The organism is Halobellus captivus (assembly GCF_003697845.1).
GTDB lineage: Archaea > Halobacteriota > Halobacteria > Halobacteriales > Haloferacaceae > Halorubrum > Halorubrum glutamatedens.
Window position 1 is genome coordinate 186263 of record NZ_RDQE01000007.1, and the last position, 24390, is coordinate 210652.

Genomic DNA, 24390 nt, shown 5'->3' on the forward strand with positions numbered 1-24390 from the left:
CCTCACGGGAGGGTCGTCCATGCGTCCGACGATGGCTCGCTATCGTCGTGTAGGCGCGTCGGCTCGGGCGACACGGACAAGCGACAGCGACGAACTGGACCGAACACAACGAGGAATCCACGACAGTGAGTCTACTTCGGTACACACTCTGGCGGCTCGCACAGGCGATACCCGTACTCATCGGTATCGTGACGATCACGTTCTTTCTCGCCAACCAGATCCCCGGCGATCCGGTCGAGATCATGTTGGGGCCGACGCCGGCCCAGGAGCAGGTGGAGGCGATCCGCGCCCGGTACGGCCTCGATCGTCCGATTCACGTGCGCTACCTGACGTATCTCTCCGGCGTGGCGACGGGCGATCTCGGGCTCAGCATCTACTACGACCGACCGGTGCTCGAGATGATCCTGTTGCGGCTGCCGGTGACGCTGCTGCTCATGCTGTCGGCGTTCGCGTTCGCGATCGTCACGGCGATCCCGCTCGGCGTGCTCTCGGCGAAGCGGCGGAACGAGCCGGCAGACCACGTCTCCCGGATCGTCTCGCTCATCGGCGTCTCGACGCCGTCGTTCTGGATCGGGTTGGTGTTGATCATCGTCTTCGCGTTCCATCTCGGCTGGTTCCCCGCGCGCGGACTCATCCTCCCGTGGGCGGATCCGGCCGACGTTCGGGGCGCGGCGACGCGGTTGGAGGTGATACGCCAGTCGGCACACCACCTCTTCCTGCCGATGATCTCGCTCGGGACGCTTCAGATGGCACAGATCACGCGGATCGAGCGCTCCTCGATGGTCGACTCCCTCCAGGGCGAGTACGTCACGCTCGCGCGGGCGTACGGCGTCCCCGAGTCCACGATCGTCCGCAAACACGCCTTCCAGGTCGCACAGCTCCCCGTGATCACGATCATCGGCCTCGGGCTGTCGACGGCGCTCGGCGGAGCCGTCCTCACGGAGACGGTCTTCGAGATACAGGGGATGGGCCGGCTGATCATCACGGCGATAAACAACCAGGACTACGAACTGATCATGGGCACGACGCTCGTGTTCGGGTTCGTGTACGTGATCGGCGTGATCATCACGGACGTCACGTACAGCTACCTCGACCCGCGGGTTACCTACGGTGACGACTGATGGCGATCAACGACACGACTGACATCGACGACGCGACGGACGTCGGCGACGGATCCGCCGACGGGGACGACGCGGACGAGATCGAATCCCGCGTCGGGCTACGGTACACGCTCAAGCAGGTACGCCACGACACGACCGCACGCATCGGGATCTACATCGTCGGGTTCATGACCTTCGTCGCGGCCTTCGCCGCGGTCGACTACTACCTGCTCGACTACGCGATCGCGGAGGCGGTGTGGTACAATCCCGAGACCGACCCGGACCGGGTCGAACGCCTGCTCCCGCCGATCGGCATGGAGAACCAGTTCGGTCGAGGGGTGCTCGAACACCCGCTCGGCACCGACCACCGCGGCCGCGACCTGCTCGGTCGGGTCGTCTACGGGACCCGCGTCGCGATGACGGTCGGCTTCATGGCGACCACGATCGGGCTCACGGGCGGGACGCTCATCGGCGCGGTCTCGGGCTACTACGGCGGCTGGATCGACGACGTGCTTCAGCGGGCCACCGAGACCGTCTACGCGATCCCGTTCCTCGTGCTCGTCATCGCGTTCATGACCGCGTTCGGGCGGGACCTCCGGTTCGCGATGATCGGCGTCGGGATCACGGCCATCCCCGTCTTCAACCGGCTGATCCGGTCGCGCGTCGTCTCGATCCGCGAGGAGGACTACATCGAGGCCGCGCGCGCGGCCGGCGTGAAGGACCGGAACATCATCCTCAGACACGTCATTCCGAACAGCTTCGCGCCGGTGCTCGTCCAGGCGACCCTCCAGGTCGGCGTGAGCATCCTCATCGTCGCCGGACTCTCGTTCCTCGGGTTCGGCGCGCAGCCGCCGACCCCCTCGTGGGGACAGATGCTCTCCGTGTCGCGTGGGTACATGCTCCCCGCACCGACGTTCAGCGTCTTCCCCGGAATCGCCATTCTGATCACCGTCATCGGATTCAACATCCTCGGCGACGGCCTCCAGGACGCACTCGATCCGCGGATCAACAACTGACATGAGCGAACCACTACTCAGCGTCGAGAACCTCAAGACGCAGTTCTTCACCGAAGACGGAACCGTTCGGGCGGTCGACGGGATCTCCTTCGACGTTCACGAGGGCGAGATCGTCGGGCTGGTCGGCGAGTCCGGCGCCGGCAAGTCGGTCGCGACGTCGAGCCTCCTTCGGCTCGTCGAGAGCCCCGGCGAGATCGTCGGCGGCGAGATCACGTTCAAGGGACGGACGCTCTTCGGGCTCGAGGAGGACGCGAGCGGCGAGCTCCGCCCCCGGGACGACATGCTCTCCGAGGAGGAGATGCGCCGGGAGATCCGCGGCCGAGAGATCGCGATCATCTTCCAGGACCCGATGGAGTCGCTCAATCCCGTCTTCACCGTCGGCGGCCAGCTCCGGGAGTTCATCGAACTCAACCGGGATCTCTCCGAGAAGGAGGCGAAACGCGAGGCGATAGACATGCTCCGTGAGGTCGGGATCCCCGCCCCGGAGACGCGGTACGACGAGTATCCACACCAGTTCTCCGGCGGCATGCGCCAGCGCGTGCTCATCGCGATGGCGCTGGCCTGCCAGCCCGACCTGATCATCGCCGACGAGCCGACGACCGCGCTCGACGTCACCGTCGAGGGACAGATCCTCGAGATGGTCAAGGAGCTCCAAACGAAGTACGACACCTCCTTCATCTGGGTGACACACGACATGAGCGTCGTCGCGGAGATCTGCGACCGGGTGAACGTCATGTACCTCGGGGAGATCATCGAGCACGCGACCGTCGACGACCTGTTCTACGACACCAAACACCCGTACACCCGGGCGCTTCTCGACTCGATGCCCAGACCGGACGAGACGGTCCACGAGTTGAACCCGATCGAGGGCGTGATGCCCGAGGCGATCGACCCGCCCGCAGGCTGTCGGTTCCACTCGCGGTGTCCCGACGCGCGGGAGGTGTGTCGGGAGGTCCATCCGGAGCCGCGCGACCTCGCGGACGAGGGCGAGCCGACCCACCGGGCGGCGTGCGTGAAGTACGACGCCTTCGACGTGGGCTACGACGAGAGCCGACCGATCGAGGGCGACGCGGCCGGCGGGTTCGGTGCCGGATTGACCCGGACCGGGGGCGAAGAATGAGCGGGACGGACGGCGGCGAGCCGCTTCTGGAGGTCAGAGAGCTGTGTAAGTACTTCTCGGAGGGGGGCGGCATGCTCGGCGGCGTGACGTTCGACCGGGAGTTCCCCTTCCTCAAGCGCCAGCGCGGGGACGTCCGCGCCGTCGAATCGGTCAGTTTCGACATCGAGAAGGGGGAGACGCTCGGGCTCGTCGGCGAGTCGGGCTGTGGGAAGTCCACGCTCGCCCGGACGGTGCTCCGGCTGCTCGAACCCACCTCGGGGAGCGTCTACTTCAAGGGCGAGGACCTGGCGTCGCTCTCGGGCGAGCCGCTCCGCCGGAAGCGCAAGGACATGCAGATGATCTTCCAGGACCCGCAGTCGTCGCTCGACCCGCGGATGAAGGTCGGACCCATCGTCGAGGAGCCGATGAAGGCACACGGCATGCTCGACGAGGAGGGTCGCGAGGCGCGCGCAAAGGAGTTGTTGGAGAAGGTGGGTCTCGACCCGCAACACTACAACCGCTACCCGCACGCGTTCTCGGGCGGGCAGCGCCAACGGGTGAACCTCGCTCGCGCGCTCTCGGTGAACCCCGACTTCATCGTCTGTGACGAGCCGGTGAGCGCGCTCGACGTCTCCATCCAGGCGCAGGTGCTCAACACCATGCGGGACCTCCAGGAGGAGTTCGACCTCACGTACCTGTTCATCGCCCACGACCTGAGCGTGATCCGGCACATCTCGGACCGCGTCGCCGTGATGTACCTCGGGCAGATGGTCGAGATCGCGGACAAGGAGGAGCTGTTCGAGAACCCCCAGCATCCGTACACGCGGGCGCTGCTCGATGCGATCCCGGTTCCGGACCCCCGAAGCGGGGGACGGACGGCCCTGCTCACGGGCGACGTTCCCTCGCCGATCGACCCGCCGTCGGGCTGTCGGTTCCGGACCCGGTGTCCGTCGTTGATCCGGCCCGCGGAGTACGACATGACAGACGCCGAGTGGGCGAACGTCGTCGAGTTCCAGCGGGCGGTGAAACGCCGCTCGTTCGAGACGACGAACCGCGCGGCGGTCCGCCAACGCCACTTCGCCGACGCGGAGCCCGGCGGGGAGGCCGGAACCCTCCTCGACGAGGCGATCGGCCACGTCGCCGCGGGGGAGTGGGAGGAGGCGGAGCGGCTGCTCACCGAGTCGTTCGCCGACCGAAGCGTCTGTGCGACCGAGGAGCCCGCCTACGAGGTGTCGCCGACGCACGGCGAGAGCCGACACTACGCCGCCTGCCATCTCGTCCGCGACGACGCGGTCGCGGCGGGCGAGGAGACGGAACTCGCGTCGTCGGTCGGGGAGCGGTTCGCCGGGAGCGCTGACGTCGGCGAGGCCGACGACTGAACGCGTCGCCGACCCGGACGCTCGTACCGACCAAGACGCACTCGTCCCGGCTCGGGCTCCGGTACCGATCCGGACGGACTCCTCCCGCCTCACCGGATCCGGATCCGCGTCGAGTCCTCGTGGTGGGGCTCCGGGTCCGCGACGGCGAGGAATGCGGAGACGACGTGTTCGCCCCGGTCGGCGGGAACCGACCGGTCGAGTCCCGTCTCGTTCTCCCGCCTGAAGTGCCCGTTCCAGGTGGCCGTGGCGACTCTCGTCTCGCCGGCGCGGAACCCGACGGTCCCCGGATCGGACCTGACGTACCGCCTCTCGTCGCTCGCCTCGAGGACGCCGTCGACGCGCCAGCCCCACTGTCTACGCGTGGTCGTCTCGAGTTCGACCGGTACCGGGAGCCGGTTCCGCAGCCGCACGGTGATCTCGACGGGGTCGCCGCGCGCGTACGCCGTCCGGTCGGTCTCGACCTCGAGCGTGACCGCGCGGCGGGCGAGGCGTCCGGGAACGATCCGGCCGAGCGCGTCGCTCAGGTAGTTCCTCGTGTCGTCGAAGCCCGTCCTGTCGGTCGGACCGTCGTGGCGTCGCTGGACCATTGTCTCACCCGTCGCGATCGGCGTCTCCCTCCGCCACCGAGACCAGCTCCATCAACGGGTAGCCGTCGACCATCTCCATTCGGGTGTCGACGACGACGCCATCGTAGTCGATCCGCATCTCGACGTCCATCAGCGAGCCGGTCAACTCGGTGTAGTCGTTCGCGTGGTCGATCGCGTCCTCGACCCGGTCGTCGTGGATCTCGACGCTCACGGACGCACAGAACGGCTGGTTCTCGATCGCCTCCGCCATCGCGACCTCCAGGCTCCGGGCACTCTCCGGGCTCACGGGCGTCCCGGCGAACTGGTGGTACAGGGAGCCGAACTTGATCCCCGCCTCGAAACACGCCCGTTGGGCGTCGGTGGCCATGCCCGAAGGCGGGGGCCGTCGGCGTAAGAAGGTTCGGAGCCGCGTCGTCGCCGGGGGCGGAAAGCGGGTTCCCGCGACTCCCGCCGGCTTCGACGTGCTTTATGTGCCGGCCGTGGACAGTCGAGGTGAATGAACGAGAACGGCCGGTCGATCGTGGCGTTCACGATGGTGTCTCACGCGATCGTCCACACCTACGAGCTCTCGATCCCTATCCTCGTCGTCATCTGGCTCTCGGAGTTCTCCGTGACGACCGCGACGATCGGCACCATCGTCGCGGTGGGCTACGCGCTCTTCGGGATCGGCGCGCTCCCGAGCGGTCTCCTCGCGGACCGGTACAGCACGAGATCGATGGTCGTGGTCGGTTTGGCGGGGATGGGCGCGTCCTTCCTGCTCTTGAGCGCCGCACGGGGGACGGCCACGATCGCGCTCGCGCTCGCCCTGTGGGGCGTCTTCGCGAGCGTCCACCACCCGGCGTCGCTCTCGCTGATCTCGACGGGGGTCGAGGAGAGCGGGACCGGGTTCGCCTACCACGGGATGGCCGGGAACCTGGGGATCGCGTTCGGCCCGCTCGTCACCGCATCGCTCCTCATCGTCTTCGACTGGCGGCTCGTCTCCGCCCTGCTCGTCGCGCCCGCCGTGCTCGCGGTCGCGTACGCGCTGACCGCCGAGTTCGACGAGATGGCGGCCGTCGAGGTCGCTGGAACGGACGCGGACGACGCCGAACCCGCGGACGACGACCGGTCCGCCGGACCCGACTCGCTCGGCGCGTTCCTCGCGGACAGCCGGGCGCTTTTCACCCTCGGGTTCGCGCTCGCGATGGCGGTCGTCCTCATGAACGGCGTGTTCTATCGCGGGATCCTCACCTTCCTGCCGGACGTGTTGGGGGGATACCTGCCGGACATCTCGGGAGTCTTCGGCGTCTTCGCACCCGACAGCCCGATGGCCGAGGAGTTCGACCTCGCCTCCTACCTGTACGCGGGACTGTTGACCGTCGGGATCGCCGGCCAGTACGTCGGCGGCAAGCTCACCGACCGGATCCCGGTGTCCGCGGGGTTGGCGGCGGTGTTCACGGCGCTCGTCGCCCTCGCCGTGCTGTTCATCCCGGTCGCCGAGGCCGGCCTCTGGCCGCTCGTCGCGATGAGCGCCGTGTTCGGCTTCGTCCTCTTCTCGATCCAGCCGCTGTATCAGGCCGCGATCGCGGTCTACAGCCCGCCCGACGGCCGCGGGCTCTCGTACGGCTACACCTACCTCGCCAACTTCGGCGTCGGCGCGGCCGGCGCGGCGCTCGCCGGCTACCTCCTCGGGGTCACGACCGTGCGGGGGACGTTCCTGGTGCTGGCGCTCGTGCCGGCGGCGGGGGCGGTCGTCGCGCTCGTGCTGTACTCGGTCGTCGACGTGGAGTAACCGCGTTCGGCCGTCGAGGCGGAGTGGTCGCGTTCGGTCGGCGGCGCGGCGTCGGCGGCGTTCGACTGCCCGTCCACGAACGGAAGGCGTTAGGCCCGCGGCGCGGAACCGATCCGCATGGACACGCTGTGTATCACGGGCGGACGGGTCCTCCACCCCGACGGTCGCGTGCGAGAGGGCGACGTCGTCGTCGACCGGGAGGCGGGAACGATCCTCGGCGTCGGCGACGACGAGACGGTCACGGAGCACGTCGCCGACGCGTCGGAGACCCTCGACGCGACGGGGGGACTCGTGATCCCGGGCTTGGTCAACGCACACACCCACGTCTCGATGACGCTCCTCCGTGGCTACGCCGACGACAAGCCGCTCGACGCGTGGCTCCGCGAGGACATTTGGCCCGCGGAGGCCGAACTCACCGACGACGACGTCGAGGTCGGCGCCGAACTGGGGGTCCTCGAGATGATCCGGTCCGGGACGACCGCGTTCGCGGACATGTACTTCGCGACCGACCGCGTCGCCGACGTGGTCGACCGCGCGGGAGTGCGCGCGCGCCTCGGCCACGGGGTCGTCACGGTCGGGAAGGAGGAGAGCCTCGCGGTCGCCGACGTCGAGGAGAGCCTCGCGGTCGCCGCCGAGCTCGACGGCGCGGCCGATGGCCGGGTACGAACCGCGTTCATGCCCCACTCGCTGACGACGGTCGGCGAGGAACACCTCCGCGAGGGGATCGAACGGGCGAACGGGGCGGCGGTCCCCGTCCACCTCCACGCCAACGAGACGCGCGAGGAGGTGGAGCCGATCCTCGAGGAACGGGGCGAGCGCCCCCTCGAGTACGCCGACGACCTCGGTGCGCTCGGCGAGGGAACCTTCCTCGCCCACTGCGTCCACGTCGACGACGCGGAGATCGACCTGCTCGCGGAGACGGGGACCGCGGCCGTCCACTGTCCGGCCTCGAACATGAAGCTCGCGAGCGGCATGGCCCCGGTCCAGCGCATGCGCGAGGCGGGCCTCACGATCGCGCTCGGCACCGACGGAGCGGCCTCGAACAACGACCTCGACCTCTTCGACGAGATGCGCGACGCCGCGATGGTCGGCAAGCTCGCGGCCGACGACGCGTCCGCCGTACCCGCCGAGACAGTCGTCGAGATGGCGACCGCCGGCGGCGCGGACGCGCTCGGCCTGCCCGGCGGGCGGATCGCGGAAGGGGAGGCGGCCGACCTCGCCATCGTCGACCTCGACGCCCCGCACCTGACGCCGGTCCACGATCCCGTCTCCCACCTCGCGTACGCGGTCCGCGGCAGCGACGTGCGCCACACCGTCTGTGACGGTCGCGTCCTCATGCGCGACCGGGAGGTGTTGACGATGGACGCCGAGTCGGTTCAAGCGCGCGCCACCGAGGCGGCGAGCGACCTCGTCTCGCGCGTCGACGACGGCTCGTGAACTCGCCTCCGACCCCGACTCCTTAACACGCATACCGCGGCCAGACGGCGCATGCCAGCACGCCTTCGCGTCCTCGCCGGCGACTGTCAGGTGACCGAGCGCGGCGATCGAACCCGCACGCACCGCGGCCGCGTGGTCGTCCTGATCAAACCCGACAACACCACGCTCGTCCACGACGCCGACGGCTACCAGCCCGTGGCGTGGCTCACCCGTCCGGAGTCCGTCGTCGTCGAGGGCGACGGCGCGGGGTTCACCGTCACGGCGCGGGAAGGGTCCCGGCGGCTCCGCGTCGTCGCCGAGGAGGCGACCGCCAGCCGAGCGCTTCCCGTCACCGAGGCGGGGATCCCGGTCGGGACCTGTCCCGACGACGGCGGCCCGCTCGTGCGCTCGCGCGGCGACGTGGTCTGTCTCGACTGCGAGCGTCGGTGGGGGCTGCCCGCGGGCGCGAGCGTCACGGACGCGACCTGCGAGGACTGCGGGCTCCCGAAGGTCCGAGTCGAGCGCGGCGAGCCGTTCCACCTGTGTCTCGATCCCGCGTGTGACCCGCTCGCAGAGGCCGTCTCGGATCGGTTCGACCGCGTCTGGAACTGCCCGGACTGCGGCGCGGACCTGGCGGTCCGGTACGCGCCCGGCCGCGTCTACCTCGCCTGCGAGAACGGTCCGGACTGTGAGACGACCCTCTCGATCCCCTCGGGGATCGCCGTCGACGAGTGCGACTGCGGACTGCCGGTGTTCGAGACGACGACCGGTCGTCGGTGTCTCGACGGGACGTGTCCGGTCGACGGGAGACGAACGGGGGAGAACGGGACCGCGCGGTGAGGGTCGCGGAGGGAGGGGTCTGGCTACTCCGCCAGCTGTTCGCGGCCGGGCGCGATGAGCCGGTCGAGGTACTCGGCGAGCGCGCCCTTGGCGTCCGCCGGATGGAGCTCGCCCGATTCGAGGTCCGCCTCGAGCGCCTCGTAGGCCTCGTACTCCAGGTTCCCGCCGTACTCCTCGGGACGCTCGACGACGACCGTCTCGAACCGCGGGAAGACGTGGTACTCGAACACCTGGAGGACGGGGTTCTCGCGCTCGACGCTCTCCTCGGTCGGGTCGGGGTCGGCGGTGGGCGGGCAGTACGCCTTGTTCACCTTCGCCTCTATCTCCTCGCGGGAGTCCTCCATCGAGATGGTGACGCCCGTACTGGAGGACATTTTCCCCTCGCCGGTTCCGAGGTCGGCGATGAGCGGCGTGTGGAGGCTCGTCGGCGGCTCGCGGTCGATGCTCGGGAGCACGTCGCGAGCGAGCATGTGGACCTTCCGCTGTTCCATCCCGCCGACCGCGAGGTCGACGCCGAGGTACGGGATGTCGAGCGCCTGCATCAGCGGGTAGACGGCCTGTGAGACCTTCACCGAGTCGCCCGACTTGATGTCGGCCATGGCGCGCTCGGCGCGGGCCAGCGTCGTCTCGAGCTCGAGCGCGTGGAGGTCGAGCGTGTAGTCCTCGTCGAGCTGGAAGTCGGAGCCGAGCACGAACTGGGTGTTCGACTCGTCGAGGCCGTAGGCGATGAACTGGTCGCGCATCCGCTCGGCGGTGCTCCGGATGTCCGCGAACGACCCCTTGTCGTTGAGGTACGCGTGAACGTCCGCGAGCAGGACGGTGACCTCGAAGCCGGCCTCCTGGAGGTCGATCAGCTTGTTCGCCGTGAGCATGTGGCCGATGTGAAGAACGCCGGAGGGCTCGTAGCCGACGTACGCCCGCTTGCCGTCGGGGTCGTCGGCCAGCGTCTCGATCTCCTCCTCGGTGACCACCTCGGCCGTGTTCCGGGTGATCCGCTCGTGGGCGTCCATGGCTACGATAGCGCGCGGGCTCGGCATATGACTTCTGAAAGCCCGCCGCCGCGAGCGGGCTCGGCGGTCACTCGTCGTGCCGACCGGTCACTCCTCCGTCTCCAGTCTCGTCCCCGCCCGGTGTTCGGAGATGATCCGGTCGAGCCGCTCGGCCCGCTCGTCCCGACGGCGACGCTCGGCGCGCGCCTCCCAGTCGTCGATGGCGGCCTCCAGTTTCGCCTCGTCCGCGACGGCCAGTTCGTCTACCTCCCGGACGGGGACGGCCGACGCGGGCACGACGGGAACGTCGTGATCGAAGAGCACGCCGTCCGCGACCTCCGAGAGGTTGCCGTCGCGGATCACCGCCCGCGGGTCGGTCTCCGCCAGCCGCTCCGCAGTCCGTCGTCCCGCGCCGGACGCGTCCCGGAGGTAGACCACGTCGCCGGCGACCAGCCCGTACGCCTCGTCGGCCGCGTCGAGCGCGTCGAGCGTGAACTGTTCGACGACCTTCACGCTGGTCAGCCCGCGGTCGGCCGCGACGTCGTCGAAGTTCGAGTGGTCGAGCCGCCACAGCTCCTTGAGCGTCTCCACTTTCCCCTCGAGCTCCGCGACCGTCTCGCGGGCCTCGTCGCGCTCGCGTTCCAAGCGGTCCGTCTCGCGTTCGAGCCGCGAGACGATCCGCCGGCTCCGGGCCTCGATCCGCTCCTCGCGTTTGGTCTCCTCGAGTTCGGCCTCCAGCTCCTCGATCCGCTCGTCGCGCTCGTCGAGGTCGTCCTCCAGCGAGTCCGCGTGTGACTCCAGCCGGTCGACCCGGTCCCGGAGCCGTCGGATCGTCTCCTCCTCCTCGGTACGCTCCGGCTCCGTGGGGTCCGTTTCGGGCGTCGAGCCGCCCTCGTCGCCGTCGCCCTCCGCGTCCTCGCGCAACTCCTCGATGACGGCCTCGACGGACGCGCCGCCGGCGACGACGCCCGCGATCACCTCCTCGCGGTCGAGCCGCGGCGGCGTCTTCTCCGTGATCCGCTCGAACTGGTCGGCGTGGGCGTCGTAGGCGTATAGCGCGGCCGCCAGCGCGTCGCGCTCGTGGTCGTTCCCGTAGCTCGCCTCCCGCGTGCGGTGGAGCTTCTCGTCGACCGGGAGGTCCGTCGTCGGCCGCCAGCCGGCGGCATCGAAGGAGCGCCGGAACTTCTCGACGGTCTCCGGCATCGGTTCCACGTCCGCGGCGACGAGGATCGGCCGCCCCTGCTCGATTATCCACTCGGTCACCTCCGCCGTGTCGGCGGTCCGCGAGGAGTAGAGCGCGTGGACGGTCCCGTCGAGGCCGACGACCGCCGCCCCGGTGGTCGTTCCCGGGTCGATCCCGACGATGACGCGGTCGCGACGCTTCACGAGCGGCTCGTACTCGATCCCGTCGCGTCGCTCGCGTTCGACCTCCACGCGGACGTCGCCCGCCCGTGAGTTCGACACGGGGATCTCCTCGGGTCGGGCCCCAACGGTGAAGACGGCGTTCGCGTAGCCGCCGTACTTCTCGGTCACCTCCCGTTCGAACTCCAGGTTCGCCTCCCGTAGCTTCGACTGGACCTGCCGCGTCCGCTTCCGGACGTTGCCGTGGATCCGTCGGGTGTAGCGGTCCTGGCTCCACCCGCCCTTCCCCGTCGACCGTCCTCGGGAGACCTTCACCGTGGTCTCGTCGGTGAAGGCGGTCACCTCGTGGCCGACGTTGGCGGCCGCGAGCCGCGCGGCCGCCTCCGCCTCCTTCATCGGCTTCTTCCCGTACGGGATCCCGTGTCGCGAGGCGACCCGCGAGAGCGGCTCCGGGCGTTCCGCGCCGGTCACCTGGACCAGCCGGGTCCCGTCCGGAAGCGACCGTAGCAGCCCCACGAGCGCGTTCTTGTCGGGTGCCAGCTCGTAGGCGTTGTCGGTGGCGACGTACAGCGGCTCGCGGTCGTCGATCAGCCGCCGGAGCTTCCGGAGGGAGACGACGTCACGGGTGATCCGCGCGAGGGGCCCGTCCGCGTCCGGTGCGTCGGGGTCGTCGTCGTCGACCGGGTCGAGGACCACGAGCGCGTAGGAGGGGTCGTCGCCGCGAACGTCGCCGCTCTGCACGTCGACACCGAACACCGGCCGGTCGCGGGCGCGGATGGTCCGGGATGTCACGGGATCAGGTAGGCCGTTCGGCCGTATATACCCCACGCCGGGACGGAATCGTCGGGGGTGGGATCGTCGCCAGGGGTGGAACCGTCCCGTCGCCATCGTCGTCGAGCCGCCGTCGCCGTCGAGCCGCCGTCGTCGACGTCCCGACCCGCCCGCTTATACGTCGCCGCGGCGAAGGCCGGACGAATGAGCGAGGAGTTCGTGCTGCTCGAGCCCGAGGACCAACCCGGCGACGAGTGGGAGGAGCTGGACGTCTCGGACACCGAGGCGGACCGGATCGCCCGCCGGCAGGATCGGGAGTTCAGCGAGTTCCGCGAGCGAGTGAAGGACACCGAGCAGTTCAAACTCCAGGAGTCGGTCTTCGACGACGCGACGCTCGCGGCGGTGTACAAGCTGGTCCAGGACGGCTACGTCGACGCCTTCGGCGGCCCGGTCTCGACCGGCAAGGAGGCGAGCGTCTTCGAGGCGCTCGGCGGGGAGGCGGGCGAGCGGCCCGAGCCGGGATCGGCCGCGGCCGCCGACGAACACGCCCGCGAGGTCGCGGTGAAGGTGTACCGGATCAACTCCTCGAACTTCCGGCAGATGCGCGACTACCTCGAGGGCGACCCGCGGTTCGAGGGGATCGCGAACGACAAGAAGGCGGTCGTGCTGGCGTGGACCAAAAAGGAGTTCGCGAACCTCAAGCGGGCCCGGAAGGCCGGCGTGCGGGTGCCGGAGCCCATCGCCGTCCAGCGAAACGTCCTGGTGATGGAGCTGGTCGGCCACGCCGAGGAGCGCGCTCGACGGCTGAGCGAGGTCGACGTCGAGAACCCCGAGACCGCCTACGAGGTCGTCCGCGAGTACATGCGTCGGCTCTATCGTGCCGGGCTGATCCACGGGGATCTCTCCGAGTACAACATGATCATCCACGACGGCGAGCTCGTCGTCATCGACATGGGACAGGCGGTCACCGTCCACCACCCGAACGCCGGGGAGTTCCTGGACCGCGACTGTGAGAACGTGGCGACCTTCTTCACTCGACAGGGGATCGGGGTCGACCCCGACGACCTCCGCGCGTACGTGACGGAGCCGGAACCCGACCCGAGCGGCGAGCCGGACGAGTAGTCGGAACCGGGCGACGAAACCACTAACCTCCGCCTCGATCGACGATCCGCCATGCCCTCCATGACCGGTCCCGCGTCGGCCTCTCCCGACGTGGAATCCGTCGTCCGCCGATATCATCGAGCCGAGCGCGCCGTCAGCTGGCTCGTCGTCCTCGTCGTCGTCGCCGCCGTCCTGGCCGGGTTCCGCGCGCTCGATCCCCTGCCGGCCGCGCTGGTCGCGGTCGCCGTCGTCGTGATCGTCCGCGTTCCGATCGTGTGCCGGGGCGGACACACGCGACTGGCGGCCGACGCGGAGCCCTCGACCGTCGCGTCCGAGTTCCGGAGCGTCACCCCGCCGGTGTTAGCCTTTCAGTGGGGGATCGCCGACGGGATCGAGGCCGGTGACGACGAGGATATCGGAGGAGGTTCCGACGAACGCTCGCCGATCCGCGCCACCTACAGAGAATCAAGGAGAGAGCCCACGGCTTCAGCCGTGGGAGGATGTCAACTCTTCGGGCTGCGATCGGTGTCGCTGGATGTCGAGGTACGGTCGGTGGGAACGGAGAGCGGGGCGCTCGAGACGCTCCAAGTGAGCGGCACCGCGGACGGGCGACCGTGGGGACGCTATCGGGTGTCGATACGCGAGGGCGATTCGAGAACGGTCGTCGACGTCGAGGTGACGACGGACCGGCGGTTCGATCTCCGATCCGTGCCGCAGACGCTGGTCGCCGAGCGGTTCTTCGAGGCGGCCCTCGCCGCTCAGGGATACCGTGTCGTCGATCGGGACGTGTCGTGGTCTGCGTGACTCCTCCCGGGGAGCGTCGAGAATCCACGGTAGCCGCCCGCACGCGCCCGGTATCCGGACACACACCGCGGCTCGCGGAACACGTTTAAAAGGCTCCGCCGGGTATCCCTGCGTATGCAACACGTGACGGTTCCGCAGGACCGGATCGGCGTCGTCATCGGTGCCGGCGGCGAGACGATGCGGGAGATCGAGGACCGGGCGGGCGTCAGACTCGACGTCGACTCGGAGTCCGGCAGCGTCGCCATCGAGGAGACGGACGACCCCGTCGCCGCGCTGGTCGCGCCGGACGTGATCAAGGCGATCGGACGGGGGTTCAAACCGGAGACCGCGCTGTCGATACTCGACCACGACCTCCGGACGCTGGAGTTGATCGATCTGGCCGAACACACCCGCAACGACAACGACCTCCAGCGCAAGAAGGGGCGGATAATCGGCGAGAACGGCCGAACCCGCGAGCTGATAGAGGAGCTGACGGGGGCGAACGTCGTCGTCTACGGCACCACGGTCGGAGCCGTCGGCGGCCCCGAGGAACTCCAGGTGGTCCGGCGGGCGGTCGGCATGCTGCTCGACGGCGCGCCCCACGGCGCGGTGTACTCGTACCTCGAGCGCAAATCGAACGAGCTGAACGACGACGTGAGCTTCAACGCGCCGCGGTAGGCGTCCTGCCGGTGTGGAACCGTCCGTTCCTGTGCGATCTACTAGCGTATAAAAAGACCCGTGATAACGAGCCACATGCGACTCTGCTAACCCCCACAGTGTTGCGGTTTCCCAAGATATGAACGAAGGGTTTATATAGAATCACAAACAATCAGAGGTTGATTATGTCTCAGCGACAGCGGATGGGCAATCAGCCCATGATCGTACTTTCCGAGGAGTCGCAGCGCACCTCCGGGAAGGACGCCCAGAACATGAACATCACGGCCGGGAAGGCGGTCGCGGAGTCCGTCCGCACCACGCTCGGCCCGAAGGGCATGGACAAGATGCTCGTCGACTCCGGCGGGTCCGTCGTCGTCACGAACGACGGCGTCACCATCCTCAAGGAGATGGACATCGACCACCCCGCGGCGAACATGATCGTCGAGGTGTCCGAGACCCAGGAGGACGAGGTCGGCGACGGAACCACGTCCGCCGTCGTCGTCGCCGGGGAACTCCTCGACCAGGCCGAGGAGCTCCTCGACCAGGACATCCACGCGACCACCCTCGCGCAGGGATACCGCCAGGCCGCCGAGAAGGCCAAGGAGATCCTCGAGGAGGACGCCATCGAAGTCACCGAGGACGACCGCGAGACCCTCGTCGAGATCGCCCAGACGGCGATGACGGGCAAGGGCGCGGAGAACTCCAAGGACCTGCTCGCCGACCTCGTCGTCGACGCCGTGCTCGCGGTCAAAGACGAGGACGGCATCGACACGGAGAACGTCTCCGTCGAGAAGGTCGTCGGCAGCTCCATCGACCAGTCCGAGCTCGTCGAGGGCGTCATCGTCGACAAGGAGCGCGTCGACGAGAACATGCCCTACGCGGTCGAGGACGCGAACGTCGCGCTGTTCGACGGCGCCATCGAAGTGAAGGAGACCGAGATCGACGCCGAGGTCAACGTCACCGACCCCGACCAGCTCCAGCAGTTCCTCGACCAGGAGGAGGAGCAGCTGCGTGAGATGGTCGACCACCTCGTCGACATCGGCGCCGACGTCGTCTTCGTCGGCGACGGCATCGACGACATGGCCCAGCACTACCTCGCCCAGGAGGGCATCCTGGCGGTCCGCCGTGCGAAGTCCGACGACCTCAAGCGGCTCGCCCGCGCGACGGGCGGCCGCGTGGTTTCGAACCTCGAGGACATCGAGTCCGACGACCTCGGCTTCGCCGGCTCCGTCGCCCAGAAGGACGTCGGCGGCGACGAGCGCATCTTCGTCGAGGACGTCGAGGAGGCCAAGTCCGTCACGCTCATCCTGCGCGGCGGCACCGAGCACGTCGTGGACGAGATCGAGCGCGCCATCGACGACTCGCTCGGCGTCGTTCGCACGACGCTTCTCGACGGGCAGGTCCTGCCCGGCGGCGGCGCGCCCGAGGCCGAGCTCGCCCTCCAGCTCCGTGACTTCGCCGACTCCGTCGGCGGCCGCGAGCAGCTCGCCGTCGAGGCGTTCGCCGACGCGCTGGAGGTCATCCCGCGCACGCTCGCCGAGAACGCGGGTCTCGACCCCATCGACTCGCTCGTCGACCTCCGCTCCCGCCACGACGGCGGCGAGTTCGGTGCCGGTCTCGACGCCTACACGGGCGACGTGATCGACATGGAGGCCGAGGGCGTCGTGGAGCCGCTCCGCGTCAAGACCCAGGCCATCGAGTCCGCCACCGAGGCGGCCGTCATGATCCTCCGCATCGACGACGTCATCGCCGCCGGCGACCTCAAGGGCGGCGGCAGCGACGACGACGGCGACGAGCCCGCGGGCGGCCCCGGTGGCGCCGGCGGCATGGGCGGCATGGGCGGCATGGGTGGAATGGGCGGCGCGATGTAAGCGAGGTTCCGAGAGAACCTCCTTGCCGAGCGGGGAGCGAGCGAGGCCGACCGTAGGGAGACCTCGAAGCGAACGGGGCACGTCGCCCCGTGAGCGTACGCGACCCGCGAGGCGTGAAGTTCGGCGAGAACACACACGCTCCACCCCGGATCCTGACCTAACCAATCGCGGTACCGCTTCCACCGAACCTCGTGTGGCCCTTCGGGCCTCGACGACACGGGATTTTTATCAACGACTCGACCGGAGAGCGACGCGCTCGTCGAGCGTCCCCAATCCTCGGTATCGACCCGCACATTCGTCGGCGACGACACGACGATAACACCGGCGTAACCACGGGACGACGGCGTCCGCGAGCGGTTAAGTTGCTCCCGGCCTTCCGATCGTTCGACGAGGTTCTCACGTTCACCATGCCACAACAGAAAGCCGACTACGCCGACGAGGCAGAGATCGACGCGGAACTGGACGAGCTACCGGACGAGGAGACCGTCGAAGCGACGGTCGAACGTCTCGAGGAGCGCGGCTTCGACGTGATCGTCGTCGACGACGCCGACGAGGCGCTCGACGCGGTACAGTCGCAGATCCCCGAGGGAGTCTCCGTGATGAACGGGCACTCGACGACGCTCGAAGAGATCGGGTTCGATGAGTTCCTGAGCGAGGGCGACCACGAGTGGGAGAGCCTCCCCGATCAGATCTGGAGCGTCGACGACGACGCTGAGCGACGGACCGCGCGACGCGAGTCGCAGACGGCGGACTACTTCCTCGGCGGTATCAACGCGATCGCGCGGACGGGCGAGCTGGTCGCCGCCGACCTCTCGGGCAGCCGGATCGGCGCGTACCCGTTCGCCGCCGGCAACGTCGTCATCGTCTCCGGAACCAACAAGATCGTTCCCACGCTCGACGACGCGCTCGACCGGCTGGAGTCGGTCGCGTACCCGCTGGAGAACGAGCGCGCACAGGAGGCGTACGGCGTCGAGTCGGCGATCGCAAAGCAGCTCATCTACCGCCGCGAGACGGAGGAGGGTCGGACGACGGTCGTCCTCGTGCGCGAACAGCTCGGGTACTGACCACGAGCACGTCGCCGGCCGACGGCGACTCGTCACGCTTCTTCCCCCGGTTTTCACGCCCGTGAGCCGTAGCGCTGTCTCCCACAGTTTCGTTGCACGGTCGGGCAGGATTCGAACCCCACTCACACGGTCGCCTCGCTGTCGCTCGGCGCTGCGTGTTCCCTGGTTCGAATCCTTCGGCGTTCTTACTGCTCCCGTCGGTCGCAGGAAAACGGGCCGGGAGGGATTCGAACCCCCGACCGTCCGGTTAAAAGCCGGACGCTCTCCCTAACTGAGCTACCGGCCCGCGTCACTCGATAGGATCAGACCACGGATAAACGTTTAGAAACGGCAGGGGGTGGCGGTTACTCCTCCGCCGGCGACGACGCGAAGTACTCGTCGAGCGCGGTCGTGACGATCGCACCCGGCTCGACGTTCCGCATCGCGGCCCGTCGCCGGAGCTCGACGTACGTCTCGATCGGGAGGTCGAGACCGATCCGACCGAGGTCGACGCCGGCCTCGCGAATCGCGCTCTCCACGTCCTCGCCGTCGTTGATCGCCGAGGCGGCGGATCGAACCTCCCGGACGGTCATGTCGCCGTCGATGGCGGCCCACGCCAGGAGGTACCGGTCGGTCCCGGCGAGCCGGGCGACGTGTTTGGCCGCGCTCGGCGTGATGTACCCGCGGGCGACCTGTCGCCGGATCGCCTGCGGGAGGTCGTGAACGCGGGCCCACTTGCGGATGAACGCCACGGTGACCTCGTCGCCGGCGCGGGCCGCGGCCTCCTTGTACGAGCCGACGCCGCGAACCAGGGCCGCGCAGGCGGCGGCCCCGCGAAGCATCAACACGTGGTCGTCGTCGCCCACCTCGCCGGCCGCGAAGCGACGGACCGTCTCCGCGGCCTCGGCGACGCTCTCGGGGTTATCGGGGTCGAACCCCACCGCCTCGGTGGCACGCTCGCCGGTGACCGCCGGATCCGAGCGAACGACGGGTTCGCCGACCGGTGACCGACGGTCCGCGCGTGACTGCTCGTCCATACCCGTTCTTCGCGCCCGACTACATAAGCGGCGGGCACCGTGGCAGGTATCGCAGACGACTCGGAGAACAGGGTCGGAGGGCCCTACTCGTCGTCGTCGGCCGTATCGCCGCCGGGGACGGCGGCGTTCGGTCCACCGGCCATCAGCTCCTCGGCGAGCAGGGTCGGATCCACCAACGCCGGGTCGACCGCGAGGTCGGCGACGCCCGCGACGAACTCCGGCAGCGACCGGTCCGCGTACGTCACGACCGTCACCGATGGGTTCAGCTCCTTCGCGACGGGGATCCCCGTCGCCTCGCTGGGATCGGTCAACACGAAGTAGTCGGCGTCGTCGATCCCCGCGTCCTTCAGGGCGTCCGCCGAGACGACCCCCGTGATCCGCGACACCGTCGCGCCGAGGGCTTCCAGCTCCTCGCCGACGCCGTGCTCGTCCGGGCCCGCGACGACCGCGGTACGCACGTCCCCCGCCATCACTCGTACTCGATGGTCGCGGGCGGTTTGTGGGTCACGTCGTAGACGACGCGGGCGACGTTCTCGTTTTCGCCCGTTATTCGGCTCTGGATCCGCTGGAGCGTGTTCCAGTCGATCTCCTGGGCGCGCGCGGTCATCCCGTCGCGGCTCTCGACCGAACGCACCGCGACGACCCAACCGTGGACCCGGTTGTCGCCCTTCACGCCGGTCGCCTTCCCGATCACGGCCCCGAACGCCTGCCAGGGGTCGTACTCCTCGAGCTCCTCCTCGACGACGTGGCACGCCTCGCGGGCGACCGACGCCTTCTCCGGAGTGACCTCGCCGACGACCCGGACGGCGAGTCCCGGGCCGGGAAACGGCATCCGCTCGGAGATGACCTCCTCGAGGTCGAGCGCGCGGGCGACCTCGCGGACCTCGTCCTTGTAGAGGTCACGCACCGGCTCGACGATCCCCTCGAAGTCGACGACCTCGGGGAGTCCGCCCACGTTGTGGTGCGACTTGATGTTCCCCTCCGACTCGATGCGGTCGGGGTAGATCGTTCCCTGAACGAGGTAGTCGGCGTCGACCTCGCGGGCGACCGTCTCGAACTCGTCGATGAACCCCTCGCCGATGACGTGGCGTTTCTCCTCGGGATCGACCACGCCCTCGAGCCGGTCGAAGAAGCGCTCCTCCGCCTCGACGATCCGCAGCGACTCCATGAACGAGAAGGTCTCTCGGACACCCTCGGTCTCGCCCTTCCGCATCAGTCCGGTGTCGACGTACACCGGCGTGAGCCGGTCGCCGATCGCCTCGTACGCCAGCGTCGCCGCGACCGAGGAGTCGACGCCGCCGGATAGGGCGATCACGGCGTTCGCGTCCCCGACCGCCTCGCGGATCTCCGCTACCGCCTCGTCGATGAAATCGTCCGTCTCGACCATCTATAGCCTCACGTCCGCGTTCCGCTCGGTTGTGTCCGTCGATCCGAGCGCCGCCTCGACGAGGGCGACGAACGGCGGGCTCGCCCGGTCCGGCCGCGACCGGAACTCGGGATGTGCCTGCGTCCCGAAGAAGAACGGGTGGTCCGGCCGTTCGAGGATCTCCATGCGGTTGTCGGCGCGCCCGGAGAAGACGAGCCCGTCGGCCTCCAGCTCGTCGATGTACTCGGGGTTCACCTCGTATCGGTGGCGGTGCCGCTCGGTACAGGAGTCCGCGCCGTACACCGACGCCGCGAGCGTTCCCGGCTCGATGTCCGTCTCGTGGGCGCCGAGCCGCATCGTCCCGCCCATGTCCTCGGTCTCGTACTGCTCCGGGAGCAGGTCGATGACCGGATGGGGGGTGTCGGGATCGATCTCCGCGGAGTGGGCGCCCTCGAGCCCGAGCACGTTGCGTGCGTGCTCGACGACGGCCATCTGGAAGCCGAGACAGAGCCCGAGGAAGGGAACGTCGTTCTCGCGGGCGTACCGGACCGCCGACACCTTCCCGTCGGTTCCGCGGGAACCGAACCCGCCGGGGACGACGACCGCGTCCGCCGACGCGAGCCGCTGTTCGTGCTCCTCGCTGGTCTCGTCGGCGTCGACCCACAACACGTTGACCTCAGTCTCCGTCTGGATGCCGGCGTGTTTCAGCGCCTCGTGGATCGACATGTAGGCGTCCTCGAGGGCGTACTTGCCGACGAGCGCCACGTCGATCGCCTCCTCGCGGTCGCGGGTGACGAGCTCGCGCCACTCCGTCGAGCGCTCCGCCTTCGGGAGCGCCTCGTCGGCGAGCCCGAGCCGCTCCATCACGTACTCGTCCAGCCCCTCGTCCTCGACCATCAGCGGGACGTGATAGATGTCCTCGACGTCGGGGTTCGAGAAGACGGCGTCCGTGGGGACGTCACAGAACAGCGCGATCTTCTCCTTCGTCTCCGGGTCCAGTCGGTCCTCACAGCGTCCGACGAGCACATCGGGCTGGAGACCGATCGACCGCAGCTCCTTGACCGAGTGCTGGGTCGGCTTCGTCTTCTGCTCGCCGTTCTTCGAGTAGGGAACGAGCGTGACGTGGGTAAAGAGGATGTCCTCGTCGTCCTCCTCGTGCGCGAACTGCCGGAGCGCCTCGAGGAAGGGCATCGACTCGATGTCGCCGACGGTGCCGCCGATCTCGATCAGACAGACGTCGGACCCCTCTGCGGCCTCGCGGATGCGCCGTTTGATGTCGTCGGTGACGTGCGGGATGATCTGGACGGTCTTCCCGAGGTAGTCGCCGGCGCGCTCGCGCTCGATGACGTGCTGGTAGGTCTTGCCCGTGGTGACGTTGTGGTCGAAGGTCATGTCCGTCCCGAGGAACCGCTCGTAGTTCCCCAGATCCAGGTCGACCTCGCCGCCGTCCTTCAGGACGTACACCTCGCCGTGCTCGTACGGGTTCATCGTCCCGGCGTCGACGTTGAGGTAGGGGTCCACCTTCACCGCGGTCACGTCGAAGCCCGCGTTCGAGAGGAGCCGACCGGTGCTGGCGGCGGTGATTCCCTTGCCCAGCCCGGACATGACTCCCCCCGTGACGAACACGAACTTCCGACCCAACGAGGGATCGTACCCCGTATCGGGATCCGTTGGCATATCGACCGTCCGTCAGGGGTCGGCAAAACCGTTTCGGAGGGGTTCCGAACCGCGGCGAACGAACACGATCGTCCGTGTGGATGGGGACGAAGCGATCGTTCGTCGAACGAGAACCATCCACACGGCGGATCGCGAGAGAGAACCGGGACGGTTCGGCCGGCGGTCGGCGGCCGGCGGTCAGGGCGCGAGCGCCGGTTCCGGTCGGCGGCGGTCCTCGACCGTCGCGTCACAGACCGGACACGTGTGTGTGGTCCGTCCCGCGCTCTCCCGGACGATCCAGTCGCCGGAGAGGCTGCTCTCGTGGCCGCAGTCGGGGCAGAACAGCACCGCCTTCGGGCGTGAGTTCGTGTCGTCGGTGGAGGCGTGATGAGTGGACACTGTCAGTGGACCGTATAGGCGTTCGCCGCGAATAACGTTGTTGGCGGGGATCGATCGGGAAGGATCCGGTTGGCGACGTCGACGTATCGGGGGCGCGCTCGGCCGCACGTGTTCGGAGAACGTGATCACGGAGACGAAGTCCGAAGTCCCGGACGCGATTCCCCACCCGACCGTACAGCCCCGCACCTCGGGCCTCCCCAGCCTCGCCACTCACTCCGTTCGTGGCATCCCTCGCGGGCTCCTCGCGCCCCGTCGGGCGCTCGGAGGCGCGCCACCGCGTTCCCTCCCGTCGAGGTACGTCGTCGTTCACGTGCCTCAGCCGACGTCGTCGTTCACGTGTCTCAGCCGAACGAGTCGACGACCTCGGGGCGGGACATAGTCGATGACCTCGGGCGGGACATTATTGTCTCCGCGGGGGCTCGTCCGGGACGATGACCGGATCCAGCGGTTCCGACGGGGGAGACGTCCGACCTCGAGTCGTGATCAGCGACACGAAACTCACGAGCCTCGAGACCGAACGCGAGGTCTTCGGCGAGGAGGTGACGCTGATACAGCGCCCCCTCCGCTCGGCCGAGGCGGTGATCGAGTCGGACCCGGACGCGATCGTCGTCGACGCGTCGACGACGATGACCGCCGAGGTCATCGAGGGCTGTCCGAGTCTCCGTGCGGTCGTCCGCGCCGGCGTCGGCGTCGACAACATCGACCTCGCGGCGGCGGACGCCCGCGGCGTGGCCGTCTCGAACGTCCCCGATTACGGCATGGACGAGGTCTCCGCGCACGCGATCGGGATGTGCGCCTCCCTCGTCCGGGGGATCCCGACGGCCGCCGCGGACACGGGGGCTGGCGGCTGGGACTGGCAGGTCAGCGCCCCGCTTTTCCGCCCCGCGGAGCTGACCGTCGGCGTCGTCGGCTGCGGGCGGATCGGTCGAGAAACCGTCCGGAAGGCGACCTCGCAGTTCGGTCGCGTCCTCGTCCACGACCCGTACGTCTCCGAGGCGGAGATCCGAACGCTCGACGCGGAGCCGGTCGGGTTCGACGACCTCCTCCGGAAGAGCGACGCGATCTCGATCCACACGCCGCTCACGCCGGAGACCCGAGGGATGTTCGACGGGGAGGCCTTCGAGACGATGCGCGAGCGCGACGGGATCGAGAGCGACGGATCGGGGACGATCCTCGTGAACACCGCCCGCGGCGAGGTCGTCGACGAGGACGCCCTGGTCGCCGCCTTGGAGGATGGGACGGTCCGGAGTGCCGGGCTCGACGTTCTTCCCGAGGAGCCGCCGGCGGACGACCGGCTGGTCGGCCGCGACGACGTGGTCGTCACCCCGCACATCGCCTGGTATTCCGAGGAGTCGAAACGGGAGGTGCGGCGCAAGGCCGCCAAGGAGGCCCGGCGATACCTTCGCGGCGACGAGGGACGGTACCGGGTCGACCCCGAGACGTACGGAAGCGTGCCCGGTTCCGCGGAGTGACGCGAGCGAGGAGGCGGACGGGGGAGCCGAACGGGAACACGGTACGGCCGATCGGAACGTTCAACACCTCGTCGATCCGGGATCGGAGCGTGACCCGAGCCCTCCTCCCCGCGGCCGTCGCGGTCGTCGCCGCGGCCACGACCTCCGTGACGCGCCGGATCGCCCCGATCCTCCTCGAATCGTCGATCGACCTCCCGTCCACGGACGCCCTCTCGCTGTACGTCGCCGGCGGCCGGTTCGTCTCCTTCGTGCTCGTCTACGGCGCGCTCCTCGGCGTCGCCTACCGGATCGGTCGAACGCGAGGCGATCTCCACGGCGTCGGGACGATCACGTTCACCACCGGCGTCGTCTCCGCGGTCGCGTACCTCGTCGTGACCGCCGGGACGCTCCTCTGGCTCGGCCCCCAGCAGGGCGCGATCACGGCGGTCCTCGCGGTCGGATCGAGCGTCGGCTTCGGCGTCCAGCTGTCGGTCGTCGTCTTCGCGGGGCTGGCGCTGGGGCGGCTCCGACGTCCGGGGGACGGCGCGAGCGCGTAGCCGTCCGTGGCGGGCCGACTCGTCCCGTCCGCTCAGCGGGCGCGATCGAATCGCGGTCGAATCGCGGGTGAACCCGCGGGCGAAACGCGAGCGGGCTCGAGTCCTCCCGACGAGCGGGTCGGATCCTCCCCGATCACCT

The 24390-nt window shown here is 69.0% G+C and carries 23 protein-coding genes and 1 tRNA gene; 14 read left to right on the top strand and 10 right to left on the bottom strand.

The window, feature by feature from the left end; all coding sequences use genetic code 11:
- The first annotated feature begins 125 nt into the window (after positions 1–125).
- The 4 genes from EAO78_RS10060 to EAO78_RS10075 are packed head-to-tail and all read left to right on the top strand — an operon-like array spanning position 126 to position 4594.
- Positions 126–1121, top strand: a complete 996-nt coding sequence (locus tag EAO78_RS10060; protein WP_275263162.1) for an ABC transporter permease — start codon at positions 126–128, stop codon at positions 1119–1121.
- Positions 1121–2116: an ABC transporter permease gene (locus tag EAO78_RS10065; RefSeq protein ID WP_122105709.1), complete on the top strand. Its 996-nt coding sequence runs from the start codon at positions 1121–1123 to the stop codon at positions 2114–2116. The genes EAO78_RS10060 and EAO78_RS10065 overlap by 1 nt, the downstream gene beginning before the upstream one ends.
- Before the next feature lies 1 nt (position 2117).
- Positions 2118–3236, top strand: coding sequence for an ABC transporter ATP-binding protein (locus EAO78_RS10070; RefSeq protein ID WP_122105710.1), 1119 nt, complete (start codon positions 2118–2120; stop codon positions 3234–3236).
- Positions 3233–4594 (top strand): ABC transporter ATP-binding protein, encoded by a 1362-nt coding sequence (locus tag EAO78_RS10075; protein WP_122105711.1) that lies wholly within the window; start codon positions 3233–3235, stop codon positions 4592–4594. Before EAO78_RS10070 ends, EAO78_RS10075 begins: the two co-directional genes overlap by 4 nt.
- An 89-nt stretch (positions 4595–4683) precedes the next feature.
- Here the strand turns inward: EAO78_RS10075 and EAO78_RS10080 are convergent, their stop codons facing one another.
- Complete coding sequence (locus EAO78_RS10080; RefSeq protein WP_122105712.1) at positions 4684–5181, bottom strand: hypothetical protein; 498 nt, start codon at positions 5179–5181, stop codon at positions 4684–4686.
- A 4-nt stretch (positions 5182–5185) separates the two neighbouring features.
- The gene (locus EAO78_RS10085; protein WP_122105713.1) at positions 5186–5548 is read right to left on the bottom strand and encodes a dihydroneopterin aldolase family protein; all 363 of its coding nucleotides are present in this window, start codon (positions 5546–5548) and stop codon (positions 5186–5188) included.
- Positions 5549–5677: 129 nt separating this feature from the next.
- On the opposite strand from EAO78_RS10085, the gene EAO78_RS10090 reads away from it, so the two are divergent.
- The 3 genes from EAO78_RS10090 to EAO78_RS10100 all read left to right on the top strand — a co-directional run bounded on the left by EAO78_RS10090 (position 5678) and on the right by EAO78_RS10100 (position 9208).
- Entirely contained in the window at positions 5678–6952 is a 1275-nt protein-coding gene (locus tag EAO78_RS10090; protein WP_122105714.1) for an MFS transporter, read from the top strand.
- A 117-nt stretch (positions 6953–7069) separates the two neighbouring features.
- Entirely contained in the window at positions 7070–8389 is a 1320-nt protein-coding gene (locus EAO78_RS10095; protein WP_122105715.1) for an amidohydrolase, read from the top strand.
- A 51-nt stretch (positions 8390–8440) separates the two neighbouring features.
- Positions 8441–9208: a topoisomerase DNA-binding C4 zinc finger domain-containing protein gene (locus EAO78_RS10100; protein WP_122105716.1), complete on the top strand. Its 768-nt coding sequence runs from the start codon at positions 8441–8443 to the stop codon at positions 9206–9208.
- A 23-nt stretch (positions 9209–9231) separates the two neighbouring features.
- Here EAO78_RS10100 and EAO78_RS10105 read toward each other — a convergent pair whose 3' ends face one another.
- Both EAO78_RS10105 and EAO78_RS10110 read right to left on the bottom strand, forming a co-directional pair.
- Positions 9232–10218 carry a tyrosine--tRNA ligase gene (locus EAO78_RS10105; protein WP_122105717.1) on the bottom strand — a complete coding sequence of 329 codons (987 nt, stop codon included), beginning with the start codon at positions 10216–10218 and terminating at the stop codon, positions 9232–9234.
- A gap of 87 nt (positions 10219–10305) precedes the next feature.
- Complete coding sequence (locus EAO78_RS10110; RefSeq protein ID WP_122105718.1) at positions 10306–12351, bottom strand: DUF460 domain-containing protein; 2046 nt, start codon at positions 12349–12351, stop codon at positions 10306–10308.
- A gap of 183 nt (positions 12352–12534) precedes the next feature.
- Between EAO78_RS10110 and rio1 the strand changes: the two genes are divergently transcribed.
- The 5 genes from rio1 (at position 12535) to EAO78_RS10135 (ending at position 17806) form a co-directional block, all read left to right on the top strand.
- Positions 12535–13452, top strand: a complete 918-nt coding sequence (gene rio1 / locus EAO78_RS10115) for a serine/threonine-protein kinase Rio1 (protein ID WP_122105719.1) — start codon at positions 12535–12537, stop codon at positions 13450–13452.
- A 51-nt stretch (positions 13453–13503) separates the two neighbouring features.
- The gene (locus tag EAO78_RS10120; protein WP_122105720.1) at positions 13504–14235 is read left to right on the top strand and encodes a hypothetical protein; all 732 of its coding nucleotides are present in this window, start codon (positions 13504–13506) and stop codon (positions 14233–14235) included.
- 114 nt (positions 14236–14349) lie between these two features.
- Positions 14350–14892 carry a KH domain-containing protein gene (locus EAO78_RS10125; protein ID WP_122105721.1) on the top strand — a complete coding sequence of 181 codons (543 nt, stop codon included), beginning with the start codon at positions 14350–14352 and terminating at the stop codon, positions 14890–14892.
- A 197-nt stretch (positions 14893–15089) separates the two neighbouring features.
- Complete coding sequence (gene thsA / locus EAO78_RS10130) at positions 15090–16742, top strand: thermosome subunit alpha (protein WP_122105722.1); 1653 nt, start codon at positions 15090–15092, stop codon at positions 16740–16742.
- 407 nt (positions 16743–17149) lie between these two features.
- Positions 17150–17806, top strand: coding sequence for a lactate utilization protein (locus EAO78_RS10135; protein ID WP_122105742.1), 657 nt, complete (start codon positions 17150–17152; stop codon positions 17804–17806).
- Positions 17807–18018: 212 nt separating this feature from the next.
- Here the strand turns inward: EAO78_RS10135 and EAO78_RS10140 are convergent.
- The 6 genes from EAO78_RS10140 to EAO78_RS10165 form a co-directional block, all read right to left on the bottom strand.
- Positions 18019–18092, bottom strand: a tRNA-Lys gene (locus tag EAO78_RS10140).
- Positions 18093–18150: 58 nt separating this feature from the next.
- Positions 18151–18822, bottom strand: a complete 672-nt coding sequence (locus tag EAO78_RS10145; protein ID WP_122105723.1) for a DUF7119 family protein — start codon at positions 18820–18822, stop codon at positions 18151–18153.
- Between the two features lie 83 nt (positions 18823–18905).
- Positions 18906–19292 carry a DUF7126 family protein gene (locus EAO78_RS10150; RefSeq protein ID WP_122105724.1) on the bottom strand — a complete coding sequence of 129 codons (387 nt, stop codon included), beginning with the start codon at positions 19290–19292 and terminating at the stop codon, positions 18906–18908.
- Positions 19292–20209, bottom strand: a complete 918-nt coding sequence (gene guaA / locus EAO78_RS10155; RefSeq protein WP_122105725.1) for a glutamine-hydrolyzing GMP synthase — start codon at positions 20207–20209, stop codon at positions 19292–19294. The genes EAO78_RS10150 and guaA overlap by 1 nt, the downstream gene beginning before the upstream one ends.
- The gene (locus tag EAO78_RS10160; RefSeq protein ID WP_122105726.1) at positions 20210–21865 is read right to left on the bottom strand and encodes a CTP synthase; all 1656 of its coding nucleotides are present in this window, start codon (positions 21863–21865) and stop codon (positions 20210–20212) included.
- 177 nt (positions 21866–22042) lie between these two features.
- Positions 22043–22243: a hypothetical protein gene (locus EAO78_RS10165; RefSeq protein WP_122105727.1), complete on the bottom strand. Its 201-nt coding sequence runs from the start codon at positions 22241–22243 to the stop codon at positions 22043–22045.
- A 431-nt stretch (positions 22244–22674) separates the two neighbouring features.
- Between EAO78_RS10165 and EAO78_RS10170 the strand changes: the two genes are divergently transcribed.
- Together EAO78_RS10170 and EAO78_RS10175 are read left to right on the top strand one after the other, a co-directional pair.
- Positions 22675–23715 carry a C-terminal binding protein gene (locus EAO78_RS10170; RefSeq protein WP_122105728.1) on the top strand — a complete coding sequence of 347 codons (1041 nt, stop codon included), beginning with the start codon at positions 22675–22677 and terminating at the stop codon, positions 23713–23715.
- Positions 23716–23804: 89 nt separating this feature from the next.
- Positions 23805–24251 (top strand): hypothetical protein, encoded by a 447-nt coding sequence (locus tag EAO78_RS10175; RefSeq protein WP_122105743.1) that lies wholly within the window; start codon positions 23805–23807, stop codon positions 24249–24251.
- Positions 24252–24390 lie beyond the last annotated feature (139 nt).

Excerpts from the sequence above, each read along its gene's own strand:
- EAO78_RS10065 (WP_122105709.1), top strand. The coding sequence starts at position 1,121 with ATGGCGATCAACGACACGACTGACATCGACGACGCGACGGACGTCGGC.
- EAO78_RS10070 (WP_122105710.1), top strand. The coding sequence starts at position 2,118 with ATGAGCGAACCACTACTCAGCGTCGAGAACCTCAAGACGCAGTTCTTC.
- EAO78_RS10075 (WP_122105711.1), top strand. The coding sequence starts at position 3,233 with ATGAGCGGGACGGACGGCGGCGAGCCGCTTCTGGAGGTCAGAGAGCTG.
- EAO78_RS10080 (WP_122105712.1), bottom strand. The coding sequence starts at position 5,181 with ATGGTCCAGCGACGCCACGACGGTCCGACCGACAGGACGGGCTTCGAC.
- EAO78_RS10085 (WP_122105713.1), bottom strand. The coding sequence starts at position 5,548 with ATGGCCACCGACGCCCAACGGGCGTGTTTCGAGGCGGGGATCAAGTTC.
- EAO78_RS10090 (WP_122105714.1), top strand. The coding sequence starts at position 5,678 with ATGAACGAGAACGGCCGGTCGATCGTGGCGTTCACGATGGTGTCTCAC.
- EAO78_RS10095 (WP_122105715.1), top strand. The coding sequence starts at position 7,070 with ATGGACACGCTGTGTATCACGGGCGGACGGGTCCTCCACCCCGACGGT.
- EAO78_RS10100 (WP_122105716.1), top strand. The coding sequence starts at position 8,441 with ATGCCAGCACGCCTTCGCGTCCTCGCCGGCGACTGTCAGGTGACCGAG.
- EAO78_RS10105 (WP_122105717.1), bottom strand. The coding sequence starts at position 10,218 with ATGGACGCCCACGAGCGGATCACCCGGAACACGGCCGAGGTGGTCACC.
- rio1 (WP_122105719.1), top strand. The coding sequence starts at position 12,535 with ATGAGCGAGGAGTTCGTGCTGCTCGAGCCCGAGGACCAACCCGGCGAC.
- EAO78_RS10120 (WP_122105720.1), top strand. The coding sequence starts at position 13,504 with ATGCCCTCCATGACCGGTCCCGCGTCGGCCTCTCCCGACGTGGAATCC.
- EAO78_RS10125 (WP_122105721.1), top strand. The coding sequence starts at position 14,350 with ATGCAACACGTGACGGTTCCGCAGGACCGGATCGGCGTCGTCATCGGT.
- thsA (WP_122105722.1), top strand. The coding sequence starts at position 15,090 with ATGATCGTACTTTCCGAGGAGTCGCAGCGCACCTCCGGGAAGGACGCC.
- EAO78_RS10135 (WP_122105742.1), top strand. The coding sequence starts at position 17,150 with ATGCCACAACAGAAAGCCGACTACGCCGACGAGGCAGAGATCGACGCG.
- EAO78_RS10145 (WP_122105723.1), bottom strand. The coding sequence starts at position 18,822 with ATGGACGAGCAGTCACGCGCGGACCGTCGGTCACCGGTCGGCGAACCC.
- EAO78_RS10150 (WP_122105724.1), bottom strand. The coding sequence starts at position 19,292 with ATGGCGGGGGACGTGCGTACCGCGGTCGTCGCGGGCCCGGACGAGCAC.
- guaA (WP_122105725.1), bottom strand. The coding sequence starts at position 20,209 with ATGGTCGAGACGGACGATTTCATCGACGAGGCGGTAGCGGAGATCCGC.
- EAO78_RS10160 (WP_122105726.1), bottom strand. The coding sequence starts at position 21,865 with ATGCCAACGGATCCCGATACGGGGTACGATCCCTCGTTGGGTCGGAAG.
- EAO78_RS10170 (WP_122105728.1), top strand. The coding sequence starts at position 22,675 with ATGACCGGATCCAGCGGTTCCGACGGGGGAGACGTCCGACCTCGAGTC.